Annotated in this window: 14 protein-coding genes and 1 pseudogene; 6 read left to right on the plus strand and 9 right to left on the minus strand. The window is 66.8% G+C overall.

What is annotated here, in order from left to right; translation table 11 throughout:
• Positions 1 to 156 precede the first annotated feature (156 nt).
• Together ABZ552_RS07225 and ABZ552_RS07230 are read left to right on the plus strand one after the other, a co-directional pair.
• Entirely contained in the window at positions 157 to 897 is a 741-nt protein-coding gene (locus ABZ552_RS07225; protein ID WP_357435975.1) for a hypothetical protein, read from the plus strand.
• A 345-nt stretch (positions 898 to 1242) separates the two neighbouring features.
• Complete coding sequence (locus tag ABZ552_RS07230; protein ID WP_357435976.1) at positions 1243 to 2019, plus strand: DUF1206 domain-containing protein; 777 nt, start codon at positions 1243 to 1245, stop codon at positions 2017 to 2019.
• Positions 2020 to 2144: 125 nt separating this feature from the next.
• Here the strand turns inward: ABZ552_RS07230 and ABZ552_RS07235 are convergent, their stop codons facing one another.
• Positions 2145 to 2612 carry a MarR family transcriptional regulator gene (locus ABZ552_RS07235; protein WP_281879050.1) on the minus strand — a complete coding sequence of 156 codons (468 nt, stop codon included), beginning with the start codon at positions 2610 to 2612 and terminating at the stop codon, positions 2145 to 2147.
• An 18-nt stretch (positions 2613 to 2630) separates the two neighbouring features.
• Here ABZ552_RS07235 and ABZ552_RS07240 point away from each other — a divergent pair, with 18 nt between their 5' ends.
• A complete protein-coding gene (locus tag ABZ552_RS07240; RefSeq protein WP_281917902.1) occupies positions 2631 to 3293 on the plus strand; it encodes a maleylpyruvate isomerase family mycothiol-dependent enzyme in 663 nt (220 codons plus the stop codon).
• Between the two features lie 57 nt (positions 3294 to 3350).
• On the plus strand, positions 3351 to 3584 hold the full coding sequence (locus ABZ552_RS07245; protein ID WP_281879053.1) for a hypothetical protein: 234 nt from the start codon (positions 3351 to 3353) through the stop codon (positions 3582 to 3584).
• A gap of 16 nt (positions 3585 to 3600) precedes the next feature.
• Here ABZ552_RS07245 and ABZ552_RS07250 read toward each other — a convergent pair whose 3' ends face one another.
• From ABZ552_RS07250 to ABZ552_RS07260, 3 genes are all read right to left on the minus strand, one after another.
• Entirely contained in the window at positions 3601 to 5343 is a 1743-nt protein-coding gene (locus ABZ552_RS07250; RefSeq protein WP_281879054.1) for a GMC family oxidoreductase, read from the minus strand.
• A gap of 50 nt (positions 5344 to 5393) precedes the next feature.
• Positions 5394 to 6851 (minus strand): NAD(P)/FAD-dependent oxidoreductase, encoded by a 1458-nt coding sequence (locus tag ABZ552_RS07255; protein WP_357435979.1) that lies wholly within the window; start codon positions 6849 to 6851, stop codon positions 5394 to 5396.
• Positions 6852 to 6989: 138 nt separating this feature from the next.
• On the minus strand, positions 6990 to 7349 hold the full coding sequence (locus ABZ552_RS07260) for a hypothetical protein (protein ID WP_281879057.1): 360 nt from the start codon (positions 7347 to 7349) through the stop codon (positions 6990 to 6992).
• 382 nt (positions 7350 to 7731) lie between these two features.
• Between ABZ552_RS07260 and ABZ552_RS07265 the strand changes: the two genes are divergently transcribed.
• Entirely contained in the window at positions 7732 to 8160 is a 429-nt protein-coding gene (locus tag ABZ552_RS07265) for an RICIN domain-containing protein (protein ID WP_357435981.1), read from the plus strand.
• Here the strand turns inward: ABZ552_RS07265 and ABZ552_RS07270 are convergent.
• The 5 genes and pseudogenes from ABZ552_RS07270 to ABZ552_RS07290 form a co-directional block, all read right to left on the minus strand.
• On the minus strand, positions 8157 to 9023 hold the full coding sequence (locus ABZ552_RS07270; RefSeq protein WP_281879059.1) for a TIGR03619 family F420-dependent LLM class oxidoreductase: 867 nt from the start codon (positions 9021 to 9023) through the stop codon (positions 8157 to 8159). The genes ABZ552_RS07265 and ABZ552_RS07270 overlap by 4 nt on opposite strands.
• Before the next feature lie 167 nt (positions 9024 to 9190).
• Positions 9191 to 9619: pseudogene (locus tag ABZ552_RS07275) on the minus strand (LLM class flavin-dependent oxidoreductase); the annotation flags it as partial.
• A 211-nt stretch (positions 9620 to 9830) separates the two neighbouring features.
• On the minus strand, positions 9831 to 9998 hold the full coding sequence (locus tag ABZ552_RS07280) for a DUF4236 domain-containing protein (RefSeq protein ID WP_159837753.1): 168 nt from the start codon (positions 9996 to 9998) through the stop codon (positions 9831 to 9833).
• Positions 9999 to 10212: 214 nt separating this feature from the next.
• The gene (locus ABZ552_RS07285) at positions 10213 to 11289 is read right to left on the minus strand and encodes an LLM class flavin-dependent oxidoreductase (RefSeq protein WP_357435984.1); all 1077 of its coding nucleotides are present in this window, start codon (positions 11287 to 11289) and stop codon (positions 10213 to 10215) included.
• Between the two features lie 507 nt (positions 11290 to 11796).
• Positions 11797 to 12399, minus strand: a complete 603-nt coding sequence (locus ABZ552_RS07290) for a TetR/AcrR family transcriptional regulator (protein WP_281917907.1) — start codon at positions 12397 to 12399, stop codon at positions 11797 to 11799.
• 133 nt (positions 12400 to 12532) lie between these two features.
• On the opposite strand from ABZ552_RS07290, the gene ABZ552_RS07295 reads away from it, so the two are divergent.
• A complete protein-coding gene (locus ABZ552_RS07295) occupies positions 12533 to 13297 on the plus strand; it encodes a class I SAM-dependent methyltransferase (protein ID WP_281879064.1) in 765 nt (254 codons plus the stop codon).
• Positions 13298 to 13479 lie beyond the last annotated feature (182 nt).

The raw sequence follows: 13479 nt of genomic DNA on the forward strand, positions 1-13479 counted from the left end.
TAAAAACGACGAAAACCGTTGTACAACAATATAAGCCACATGTGGGCAAATGATCGTTACATGACCTGAGCTGGACCGCGCGGAGCTATTGCACCCTCCAGGGCTTTCCCGCAATGCGGGACCATCCATTCTTGGGAATATCCATAGCATAAATCCATGGAAAACTCGACTCCTTGGGATAAAGCTGAGAACCAGCACAGCCCGGCCGAAAATTCTGCTCACGAACCGGCCGAGAAGGAAGGCGGGCTGCGTATGGCCATCAACGGGAACTGGGGTTACGTTTGGGCGGCAGTCGGGAGCCTGATCACCTTCGGCTTGCTGTTCCGGCCGTGGCTCACCGTATCCGGACCCAACGGCAAAGCCGAAACCAACGCCTTCGGCCGCATCAACGCCTCTACCCGATACCTGACCGTCTGGTCGTCGTCGAAACCAATGGCTTTAGCTCACATCACCGGTTTCTGGGCGCTCCTGACCACCGTCGCCGTCATCGTCTGTGTACTCACCGTGGCAGTCAATCTGCGGACCCGCAACAGAATACTCGAGCGCGCGACAGCGATATCCTCGGTGGCAGTGGCGATCTGCACGATCTGCACCCTGCTCTACATCAACAGCAAAGCGCCGGAACTCAAGGAAATGACCTCGCGCCGATGGGATTTGGGCGGGCAGCTCGGATCAGTGATGTCATGGATGTTCGGCAACGACAAACTGCCGTTCCCCGGCATCAGCGAGACCCGCTACTCCACCTCCAGCCTCACCCGCACGGCGATACTTGCCTGCTTCACCTCTATCGGCTCGGCCCTTGCCGCCGGCATCCAGCAAATTCTCACGGGCGCCACCATGCCTTTCCGCCTACCCTGGCGCCCTCCATCATCAGACCCCCACACCGACGGAACGTAGAGCACGCAGCCCGGATCAGTCGCTGCGGAAGCTGACCTCGACCTGGCTCCGGCGAAGTGAGCGGAACCCCCTGAGCGGCACGGCGACTCGCAGCAGAGCTGTGCTGTAAGGGCCCTTCGGCGATCTTCGCCGGTTATTCCACCCGAAGTGGGCAATACCGTCCATGGAGAGGTGAGAACCATGAGCTTGATCCGAAATGCTGACAGATATCGATGGCGTCGCAACGGCGGAGTGCGGCGAAGCCGGTGGCGGACCGGGTACCGAAGTGGATGGCGCAACCGGTACGGGGGCCGGTGGCGGCGGCATGACAGCAGGCGGCAGCGCGGGTACGCGCGTTCGGGCGGGTTGGCAGGCGCCGCGCGATTCGGCTTCATCGCACGTGGTGTCGCGTACATTGTCATCGGCATTCTCGCGTTCATGCTGGCTGTCGGCGTCGCGCAGCACGAGCCGACCGCGGGCGGTGCGCTCGCCGCACTCGCCGACAAGCCGCTGGGCTATCTACTGCTGTGGATCCTCGCCCTCGGATTCGCCGCTCTGGCCGCGTGGCGGCTGGCGCAGGCCGCGGGCGCGCCGGCGGCGGGTTCGAACGGACCTCGGTTGCGCGCCTTGACTTTAGGGCTCATGTACGCCGTTGCGGCCTTCGTCGTTCTCCGGTTCGTCGTGGACGGCCGCACGCCGCCGCCCGGCGACGCCGTCGCACGGGATGTGACCGCCCGGATTCTGGGCTGGGACGGCGGGCAGGTGGTCGTCCTGTTGATCGGTCTGGCCATTCTCGCCGCGGGTGTGCTGACCACTCTGCGCGGGCTTCGTCTCGCCTTCGTAGACGACCTGCGCATGGGCTGGATGACCCAGGGCTCCAGGGAGAGCGTGATCTGGCTGGGCCGCATCGGCTATCTGGCGCGCGGGTTGATCATCGTCGCCATCGGACTCGCCGCAGTGGTCGCGGCCGCCGAGTACGAACCGGCGAACGCCAAAGGCGTCGACGCCGTACTGCACGATTTCGCCGAGAGTGCCTTGGGTCCTTGGCTGCTCATCGCGGTTGCCCTGGGCCTGATGGCGTTCGGTGTCCTGTCGTTCCTCCAAGCGAAATACCGGCGCACCTACGGAGGCGTCCCGGTGTGACCGAAACGGCATGAGTTTCCTGGCCACGCATCCGGTCGGAGTTCGATCACCCGCCCGGATGCGTGGCATATCGGCCAACGCTCCGCTCGGCGTCGAGATCGGCCGGATGCTCGGACCGATGCGAGTTACTCCCTGCCGGATCGCGTGTCGGCGGCAGCCGGGTCATACGGATCGGTGATCTCACGCAGCCTATGCAACGCCCGCCGTAGCTGTCCCATCGCCTCGGCGCCGAGATGCGCCGACCATTCCCGTTCGACGCGCTGGGCGACGGAGTTCGCGAATCCGGCAGCCCGCTCGCCACGGTCGGTCAAGCGCACGAGGCGAGCGCGGCGGTCGCTCGGATCGGGAACCCGCGTGACGTAACCGGCCCGTTCGACTTGGTCGATGAGGAAGCCCGCGGTCTGTTTCGTGATCTGCGCCCGTTCGGCGAGTTCGGTCAAGCGGGTGCCCGCCGCGTCGATCTGGGCGACGATCCTCGCTTGCGCGACGGTGAGGTCGCCGAAACCCGACTCGGCCAGGGCGCTCAGCACCCGCTGCTCCATCGCCCGGAAGGCTATCTGCATCAACAGGCCGACGTTGAGCTCCTCCGCCATCCCACTCCTTGACATGCCATGGCGGCCCGACCGACCCCCCTCGACCGTGAGAACAGCTGGCAGGTCATCGAGCAGCAGCGCCGCGCGATCGCCGATCTGCTGGCCGATCTGTCTCCGCGGGAGTGGGAGCATCCTTCGCTCTGCGCCGGGTGGCGCGTGCGCGATGTGGCCGCCCATCTGGCGATGACGCCGTCGCCGCCACCGGGCGGGATCATGATCACCACGGGACTGCGCGCCCGGGGTGACTACAACCGCTTCGTCGATCTGCTCGCCAGGCGATATTCCGAACAGCCGGTGGACCAGCTTGTGTCGTCCCTGCGCGATCACGCGGCCACACGCCGCATCCCGAGGCTGACCAATTACCGCAACGTGCTGATGGACACCATGGTCCACGGCCAAGACATCGCCATCCCGCTCGGCCGCACTCTCGCTGTGCCGCCGGAGGCCGCCGCCGCCGCGACCGCGCACGCGGCAACCCTCGGTCGCCCGGTTTTCGACCGTCACCGGCTGCGCGGTATCCGCCTGCGCGCCACCGACATCGACTGGTGTCACGGCGCCGGCCTCGAGGTCCGCGGGCCGATCGCGGCATTGCTGTTGCTGGTCACTGGGCGTACCGCACGGCTGCACGACTTGGCGGGGGAGGGCCTCGCGCCGTTGACCGAACGCCTCGTCATCACCTGACTCCGGTGCCGGAACCGGAACTCGACCGAACCCGCAACCTGGAAAGGAAACACAACGATGACCAATCCCGGATTCTCCTCGTGGCAAGCTCAGCAGAACGCGAGCAGGAACGCGGCCCGGCACACCGATTGGGCCCGGCAGTCCACCGCGGACGCCCACCGGTTGTCCCGGCGCGCCGCCAGGTCGTCCGGATGGCGTGTCGGGAACATCCTCGCGGCGCTGCTGGTGCTCGCGATCCTCGTCGTCGCCGCACCGTTCGTGCTCGCTGTGCTCGCGCATGTCGGCATCTGACGACTGAAAGCGGTGATCAGCCGCGTGTGTCGGCGGTCGGTTCGGATCGGGTGGGCGGCCCTTTGATCTCGACGATCGGCAACCGCAGCGCGGCAGGCGCGTCGGCCGGGACCACCGGGGCGCGGGGCGGCACGGGGGCGATGCGCCGGTAGGGCGCGCCCGGCTCGGGACGCGGATCCGGCTCGCCCTTGTTCGGCCAGAGGGCAACGGCGCGCTCGGCCTGCGCGGTGATCGTGAGCGACGGGTTCACCCCGAGATTGGCCGAAATGGTCGAGCCATCGATGACGTGCAGTCCCCGGTATCCGTGCATCCGGTGGTAGGGGTCGACGACTCCGGCGTCGGGGGACTCCCCGATGACGCAGCCGCCGATGAAGTGCCCCGTCATCGGGATGTCGAACAACGCGCTCCAGCCGGCGCCCGGGATGCCGTCGATCTTGTCGGCCACCCGGTGCGCCACCTCGTGCCCGGCCGGTAGCCAGGTCGGATTGGGTTCGCCCACACCCTGCTTGGTGGTCATCTTGCGGCCGAACAGGCCGCGCTTGGTGTAGGTGGTGATGGAGTTGTCGACCGACTGCATCACCAGCAGCCCGATCATCTGTTCCGACCAGCCGCGCGGGTTCTGCAAGTGGAGGGCGTCGCGGCCGAGCTTGCGCATCGTGCGCGCCCACAGGCGCAGCTTCGGCGTGCGCCCGTCCGGGTCGATCATGGCGGTGCCGATGAGACCGATCGCGTTGCTGCCCTTGCCGTAGCGCACCGGCTCGATATGGGTGTCGGCGTCCGGGTGGATCGAGGAGGTGATCGCCACCCCCTTGGTGAAGTCGGAACCCTTGCGGCGGCTGCGGACCGAGAGCAACTCCTCGGAGTTGGTGCGCGAGAGCTCACCCAGCCGCGGCGAGATATCCGGCAGCGAACCGCGGTCGCGAAGCCGATGCAGCAGCTTCTGGGTGCCCAGCGCGGCGGCGGCGAAGACGACCTGTTCGGCCGTGAACTTCCGGCGTGCCTTGCGCACCCAGCGTCCGGTGCGGACGGTGGCGACTTCGTATCCACCGCCGGGCAGCGGGCGCACGTCGGTCACCGTGGTGAGCGGGTGCACCGTGGCGCCGGCCTGCTCGGCGAGATACAGGTAGTTCTTGACCAGGGTGTTCTTCGCGTTGTGCCGGCAGCCGGTCATGCACTCGCCGCAGTGCGTGCAGGTACTGCGGGCCGGGCCGACGCCGCCGAAGAAGGGGTCGGGCACCTCCTGGCCGGGGCGCGTCCCCTTGCCGCCGAACAGGACGCCCACGGGGGTGCTGCGGTAGGTCGAGCCGACGCCCATCTCCTCGGCGATCTCGGCCAGCACGCGGTCCGACGGCGTGGTCGCCGGATTCGTCGTCACGCCGAGCATCCGCTTGGCCTGGTCGTAGTGCGGAGCGAGTTCGTCTTTCCAGTCGGTGATGTGGGCCCACTGGCGGTCCTGGTAGAACCGGTCCGGCGGCTCGTAGAGGGTGTTCGCGTAGACCAGCGAGCCGCCGCCGACGCCCGCTCCCGCCATGATGAAGGTGTCCTTCAGCAGCGTCAGCCGCTGGATGCCGAAGCAGCCGAGGGCCGGGGCCCAGAGGTACTTGCGCGCGTCCCATGAGGTTTCGGCGAACTCGTCGTCGGCGAAGCGTCTTCCCGCTTCGAGCACGCCTACCCGGTAACCCTTCTCTGTCAGGCGCAACGCGGTCACGCTGCCGCCGAAGCCGGAACCGACGACCACCACGTCGTAGTCGAACGTCATCTGATCTCCACCACTTGTCGAAGTTGCTGTCACGGACGAGGCAGGCCGGGTCAAGAGACGAGCTTCGAATCGAAGTCCGCCGGGTCGAATTTGCGCGTGTGCCACCGGTAGCTGGTGACGGTCCCCGGCCAGTTGTTGGTGATCCGCCCGGCCGCGTTGCGGTACCAGCTCGAGCAGAAGTTCCACGGCGTGCGGTCGAGGCGCTGTTGCAGCCGCCCGTCGAACCGGGCCTCGATCTCGGGGCGCACCTCGAGTACCCGGCCCGGACGCTCCGCGAGCCGCTGGACGGCCTGGCGGATGTAGCGGGCCTGCGATTCGATCATGTAGACGATCGAACCGACGCCCAGGTTGGTGTTCGGGCCGTAGATGAGGAACAAGTTCGGGTAGCCGGGCACCGTGATGCCTTGGTACGCCCGGGCGCCCTGCGCCCACTCGTCGGCCAGCTTGCGCCCGCCTCGTCCGGAAACCCGCATGGGCCAGAGGAATTCGGTGCCCTTGAAGCCTGTGCCGTAGACGATCGCGTCCACCTCGTGCAGCACGCCGTCGGCGGTGCGCACGCCCTCGGGGGTGATCTCGGTGATCGCGGTGGTCTCCACTGTCACGTTGGGCCGGGTGAGCGCGGGCAGGTAGTCGTTGGAGAAGAGTGCTCGCTTGCAGCCGGCCGGATAGTCCGGGGTCAGCTTGGCGCGCAGCTCCGGGTCGGCCACCTGACGCCGCAGCTGCCGCAGGCCGATCCGCGTCACCAGCTTGCGGATGATCGGCACGTCGACGATGCCGAGCGCGAGGAACTCGCAGAACAGCCAGAACGCGAAGCGCTCGGTGAGGCGAGTGACCGGTAGCAGCCGGAACGCGCGATGATGCCAGGCTTTGTACTCGACATCCGGCTTCGGCATGATCCACGCCGCCGAGCGCTGGAACAGCGTCAGGTGCGCCACCGAGGGCGCGATCGCGGGCACGAACTGCACCGCGCTCGCGCCGGTGCCGATGACTGCCACCCGCTTGCCGGTCAGATCGGCCTGGTGATCCCACTCGGCGGAGTGGAACGCCGTGCCCCGGAAGGTCTCCACCCCGGGGATGTCCGGCAGCGCGGGCCGCGAGAGCTGCCCGACGGCGGAGATCAGCACGTCACAGGTCAGCTGGGCGCCGTCGGCGGTGCGCACGGTCCAGCGTCCGGCGGCGTCGTCGAATTCCGCCTCGGTGACCTCGGTGCGGAACCGGATCTTGCGCAGGAGGTCGTGGTCGCGGGCGATGCCGCGCAGGTAGGCGAGGATGTCCGGCTGCTGGGAGAACCGCTTCGGCCAATCGGTGCGCGGTGCGTACGAGTAGGAGTACAGCGGCGAGGGGATGTCGCAGCCCGCGCCGGGGTAGGTGTTCTCCCGCCAGACGCCGCCTACGTCCTCGGCCCGCTCCAGGATCGTGACGTCGTCCAAGCCCGCACGCTGGAGTTCCATCGCCATGCCGAGCCCGCCGAAACCGGTGCCGATGATGACGATCGAAGGTGTGCTCATGATGACAACGCTATGACCTGGACAAAGCTCCACGTCAAACACCTGAGGTCAGAAAATCCACACTTTCGGCCAACTCCCCGTACCCGGTCGGCGGCCTTCTCGTCGGACGTGACCGCCTCCGGTTATCGACCCGTACCGCTATCCGAAGGAGCTCACGTTGTTCACCTGGTTCGACTGCGTGTACCCGCTCTGCACGTACTCGTAGCTGAACCCACCGGAACTGTCCCAGGTGATCGGCGTCGTTTCGGTGCCGACATTCGACATCCACAAGATGAAGATCTCGTGCCCGGCCTCGTATTCCGAGCTGGTCTGACCGGGAGCCAGGATGAACAGAGATTTGGGCTTGTCCCATTCTTGCCGGTAGACCGAAACGTAGGCGTTCGTGTCGTTGTACAGCTTGTACCAGCCGGGCGAACTCCGTTCGGCGGGCTGCTGCTGCTCGGTCAGCGAAGACAAAGGCACGGTCTTGCGCTTGGTCCCCATGCCGGTATCGGTCATCGATCGTCTCCTTTCAGGGGTGCGCTCGGCGCACGAGGATCAATGGTGCGCATCTCGCCGCATCGCAGCGGAGATCGCACCGCTTCGTGGTGCGGATCGGTCACCGGACCAGAACATGTTGTGGCTCCCGGAAGCTGCGCACCCGGTGGCAGCATATGAATACGCCACGGCCACTTCCCTCACCTCTTTCGGATGAATTACCGCGCAGTGGGGCCGTTTGATCGCGATCGGGATCCAGTCCACGGAATTCGCTTCGGCGTCCCGCCGATTCTGCTGTACTTGCTCGCGGCGATTCGCCTTGGACGACGACTACGGGATCAGCGCAGCGTCACCGGCGGTGTCGAGCTCGGTAGCGGTGCGCTCACACAGTGAGGACGAGACCATGGCTACCACGTACCAGATCATCAATTACGAGACCGGCCAGGCCCTGGCGGTCGACGGCGACGCGGACAGTGTGACCATGCAGCAGCGGGCCGCCGGCGACGACGCCCAGCTGTGGACGTGCCCGGCCAATCCAGAAGAGGGCGACTTCGACATCGTCAACAAGAAGACCGGCGGCCATCTCTCGGCCATCCGTGCGAATGGCCGACTGCTGTGCGGCGACGATCATTACGGCTGGGATCTACCCGATTTCCCCGAGATATCCCCATCGCCACCAGCGATGACGAATTCGTCATCGGCATCTACTCGAACGATCGGCCACAGTTGGTGCCCAACCGGGAAAGCGACCGTGAGAGGTGGATATTCCGGAAGGTGTGAACCGGTCGCGTGCCATCGGCATCGAACGTTCGCGCGGAGTCCAGGTGACTAATCGGTCGCGAGATCGAATCGTTCCGCGAATTGCGACATCTTGTCGTGCTGCTCGGCGGCGGTCGCCGCGGTCAGGTTGACGACGATCCGCGTCACCCCGTGCTCCTCGAGTTGCCCGGCTCGCTCGACCGTCAGATCGGCCGAGCCCCAACGGGTGTACTCCAGGGCGGCCGGGTCCCGGCCCGCTTCCGCGGCTGCCTTGCGGGCCAGCTCGATCTGCACCGCACGCTCGGCTTCGTCGAGCATTCCGCCCGCGAAGTAGCCGTTGCCGCGGAGACCGGCCCGTCGGGCGGCGGCTCGGCTGGATCCGCCCACGTGAATCGGCAGCTCGGTCACCTCGAACGGTTTCGGGTAACTGCAAAGATTGTCGAAGTCGTAGAACTCGCCGTGGTAGCCGACGCCCTCGGGACCACCCGACCACAGCAGTCGCAGCACGTCGATCGCCTCGTCGGCGCGGCGACCGCGAGTGCGGAAGTCCACGCCCACGGCCTGCGCCTCGCCCGGCAGGGCGCCGAGCCCGACGGTGAGCAGCCGCATGCGCCCTCCGGACAGGACATCGATGGTGGCCAGACGTTTGGCGAGAACCACGGGATGGCGGTAGGGCAGCAACAGGACGCCGGTGCCGAGCAGCAGCCGTTGCGTGGCCGCGGCGACGAAACTCAGGCAGTCCAGTGGATCGAAGTAGGGCAGGGTCGGCGGCAGTTCTCCGGCACCGTAGGACGCGCCGGGGTACAGCACGATGTGATCCTGCAGGTACAGGCCCTCGAAACCGCACCGTTCGGCGTGCCGGGCGAACGTGACGAGCCGGTCGGGATCGGTGCCGTTGAATGGCGTGCTGTAGCAGATCGCGAATTTCACAGACATTCCTTCGAGCGTGTGTCGGCGCGGAACCATCGGCGGAGAGGTTCGGACGGGTAGCGGAGCTGTTGTGCGAGTGGGCATTCGAGCAATCGGCGTGCGCCCTCATCACCCCAGGGCCGCAACGGTAGACCTTGTCGCCGACGTCAAGGCAAGATCTGGCGCGCAAAACTTCAGCCCAGGTGGTGACCCGCCAGCTTCGCGATGTCATCGAGGGCACGCAATGTTTCCGATTCCGGGAGGGTCGGGAGGCTGAAGAGCAATCGCTGCGCCCCGGACTCGGCATAGCCGTCGATCAAGGCCCGATCGGTCGCGACGAAGGCGACGGTGACCGGCAGGTCGTTGCCGTGGAGCGCGGACAGCTGAGCGGGGATCGCGGCCGGGTCGGACACCGCGACGGGGAGCCAGCCGACCCCGTGTCGGATCGCGCGCTCGGCCGCCGCCTGCCCACCGCCGAGGAAGATCGGCGGATGCGGCCGTTGCACGGGTGTCGGCCACGCGTACATGGGGTCGAAATCGAGGAAGCGGCCGTAAATTTCGGCGAGATCCTCGGTCCAGATCTTCCGGATGGCTTCGAGTTGCTCGTCGAGCAGCGCGCCGCGAGTGCGCGGATCGGTGAGCCTTCACACGTATGTGATGGTCAACGCGAATCCCTGTGAGGTGGAACATGCCGGCCCCGCAGTTCCCGCGACTGATCCAAATCGCCTACGCCGCCTTGGACAGCGACCCGGAGGTGCCGCACTGCGCATCTCCTCACCGGCTTGCGGCACGATCACGGGTGAGCGCGCCGTCAGCGCTCGCGGTGATACCTCGTCAACGCTGGCGCCAGCTCAGTGGACCCGGCAGGTCGACACTGTTCTTCTTGCTGCGGGAGTTCCAGGACCACGGGCCGATCTTGATACTCCACGAGGACAGGCCCGATTGTGTGAAGTTGAGTTTCAGCGGCCCGAAGGATTTGCGCTGACGGTATTTGATGGGCATGAGCAGCCTCCCTGACTCGCTCCCAGGCTAACCGATCCGGTTACCCCACCTAGCTTTTGCTCGACAGGATTGACCGAATTCGCAACCGCAAACTCTCACCCACCGTGCCGGTGTCGCGACGGAGCCGTCGGCGATGTCGATCGTTTCGGCGTGGTAGGAGGTCTACTCGTGAACGCCGACGCGCCGAAAGTTGTTGCCGCGCCGCGCTCCAGCGCTAGTCCGGGCGCGTCTCCCGCGCCTCGGGCCGCGGCTTCGGACGCGATACATCAGGAACGTGCTGGTGAAGTCGATCCGTCAGTCGTAGGCGCTGAACCGCGTTGTTCATCAACAGTTCGTAGGATCGCAAGCGATCACTCGGGTCATACAAATCGGTCTTGACCAAGAGCTCCTCGGCGCTGGTCGCATTGATCAGTGCCTGTAACTGCGGCAGTACGGTCGCGGCTCCTCCGACGAATACGCTGGTCAGCGCATCGTCTGTGTTCCAACTCCGCGCGTACCCATGTGCTTCAGCGATTCTGGGGCTGGGGAGCCGTATCGGTCGGCCCTGCCGTCGCCGGGCAATCTTCATTCTCAGCGATCCGGCCAGCCACCGAGCTTGTTCGTCGCTGTCGGCGACGATGACCGCCACACTGATCGAGATTCGCGGAGTAGGGCAGATCGACGACGGCTGGAACGCCTGCAGATAGGTCCGGGCGGCCTCCTCGGTGTTCCGCGGTTTCAGATGGTGGGCGGCGGCGAACGGGAGCCCGAGACTGCCCGCGATCCGGGCGGTGTGGTCACCGCTGCCGAGCATCCAGATTTCGGGTCTGTTGCCTGCCGCAGGCACAGCCGCCACGGGGCCGTCGGTGCCGAACAGGGCGATCAGTTCGCGGACCTGATCTTCGAACGACGTGGCCGTGCGGTCGTGCTCGCTGCGCAGGCGGTTGGTGATTGCGCGGGGTCCGCCGAGCGCACGGCCGAGTCCGAGGTCGATTCGTCCCGGGTGGAAGGCCTCCAAAGTGCCGAACTGTTCCGCGATGACGATCGGAGCGTGGTTGGGCAACATCACCCCGCCTGCTCCGACCCGGACCCGCCGTGTCACCGACGCCACGTGTGCGGCGACGACTGCCGGTGCCGCGCCGGCCACGCCGGACATGCCGTGGTGCTCGGGCACCCAGTACCGGTGGTAGCCGAGGTCATCGGCGAACCGCGCCAGTTCCACGCTGTTACGCAGCGCTGTGCTCGCGTTCGATTGTTGCGTGATGGGTACTGTGTCCAGCACCGAAACGCGAACCTCATGCGAAGGGTTCATCGTGGACAACGCATTTCGCGGTGGGATCCCACGGCTTCCCGGATTCCCGGCCAAGGGTCGCTGACCGATGCTGCTGAAATCACAGAGATCTGGGACTCCGTCGTTACGTCGCGGCCGCGCGGTATGACGCTATCAGCGCGCGGACGGCCGAGTCGATCTCCGCCGGCAATGGTGTCGACTTCACGATGTCTTCAACAACGGGCATTGTCGCCTCGGATGGTGCCTGGCATCGCCACGAAGATGACGTTCTCATTGCGGTCGGGTTCCGTCACGCCGTTCACGATCGCTTCGGTCCGTCCTCCGTCAGGGCAGGGCATGCAGTCTCGGGTGCCAGGCATGCAGGCGCAAGGCCTCGGACCACAGAGTAGCGGGGTGTCGTAGTCCACCGACGAGTTTCACCACCAGCCGATGCCCGGGCTGCCGAGGCCACTCGTCCTGGGCTGCGGCCGGCGCGCGTATGTTCTGCGGTGGTGTCGGCACCGGCATTCGCGGGCACAGCAATTCGGCTCAGGCCGGTCGTCGTTGCACCGCGTCGGAAATCACCGCTGCCACGAACTTTTCGACCGCTGCTGTGGTGGGTGGGCCGGCGTCACGGTCTGTGAACAACAGATGCCCGCCACCGACCAGGGACAGGGTGAGCGATTCGATGTCGGCGTCGGCCGCGATGCGGCCGCGTTCACGCTCGTCGGTCAGATAAGTGGAGATCGCGGTTGTCGCCTCGGCGAGGATCGCCATGCCGCCGCCGGGCCTGGCTTGCCGCAGTCGTGCGCGCAGCTCGTCACGGAAGGTGATGAGCGGAAGGATCGCGACCGGAACCGGTCCGAACAGCGTGGTCAGCGCGCTCGACAGATTGGCGGCCACCGTGCCCGAGCCCGCGGACGCGCGCAGTGCACTCGCCTGCGCTTCGAGTTGCGCGGCCCGGTCGAGCACAAGTGCGGTGAGGAAGGCGTCGAAGTCGGTGAAGTGCCGGTGCAGAACCCCTTTGGCGCAGCCCGCCTCGTCGGTGACAGCCCGGCTGGTCAGCCCGTTCGGCCCGGCGCGCAGCAGCACGCGGTCGGCGGCGTCGAACAGTTGCTGCCGCGCGTCGTGAAGGTGCACTCCAGTCGGCACTCACAGTTCCTTTCGTGCGTCGATCAGCCACATTATTGCTTAGTGGGCATGCGCCCACTAAGGTGGGCGCATGCCCATTATGCCGCGAGAGCAAACAGAACCGTCCCCAGCGCAGCCGGAGGAGTCCCAGCGGATGGCCGTGTCGTTCGGCGTGGACGCACAGCGCTACGACCAGGCCCGCCCCGGCTACCCCGAGGCCTTGGTGGCGCGGATCCTCGCCGGGACGCCCGGGGTGGACGTGCTCGACGTGGGCTGCGGTACCGGCATCGCGGCCCGCCAGTTCCAGGCGGCGGGGTGCAGGGTGCTCGGCGTCGAACCCGATGCGCGGATGGCTGATTTCGCACGAGCCCGCGGTCTGCGGGTCGAGGTCGCGACCTTCGAGGCATGGCAGCCGGGCGGCCGGATGTTCGATGCGGTCGTCGCCGCTCAGTCGTGGCATTGGGTGGATCCGGTTGCCGGCGTCGCGAAGGCGGCCGGCGTGCTGCGTCCAGGGGGACGGCTGGCGATCTTCGGTCACGTGTACGAGCCACCCGCCGAGGTGGCAGAACCGTTCGCCGCCGCCTACCGGCGGGTGGCGCCGGACTCACCGCTCAGCGGCCGACCTGCTCGACGTCCGCTCGAGCTCTACCGGACGGGATACGCGAAAATCGCCGACCACATCCGCGACACCGGGCGATTCGGTGATCCCGAACAGTGGCGATTCGACTGGCAGCAGTCCTACACGCGCGACCAATGGCTGGAGTTGCTCCCCACCACGGGCGGCCTCACTCGACTCCGTCCCGATCAGCTGGCCGAGATTCTGAACGCGGTCGGCGACGCCATCGACGCTCTGGGCGGATCCTTCACGATGGACTACACCACCCTGGCCGCGACCGCCGCACGTGCAGGCAGTTCCTGACTCGACCGCGGCCTGATTCGCGTGGTCTCGGCCCGCGGGCGGCGCCGGCATCCGCCGCCGCCTCCATCCCGCTACACCCGCAGCCCGCGGGTCGCCCTTGTCCGCGCGGGTGCCCGGGCATGGGGCCGTCGGCGGCGTCGCCAGTTTGCTCTGCTGCGGTGAGGGTAGGCCGGAGGGGAATT

Source organism: Nocardia sp. NPDC019219, from assembly GCF_040632645.1.
Taxonomy (GTDB): Bacteria; Actinomycetota; Actinomycetes; order Mycobacteriales; family Mycobacteriaceae; genus Nocardia; species Nocardia sputorum.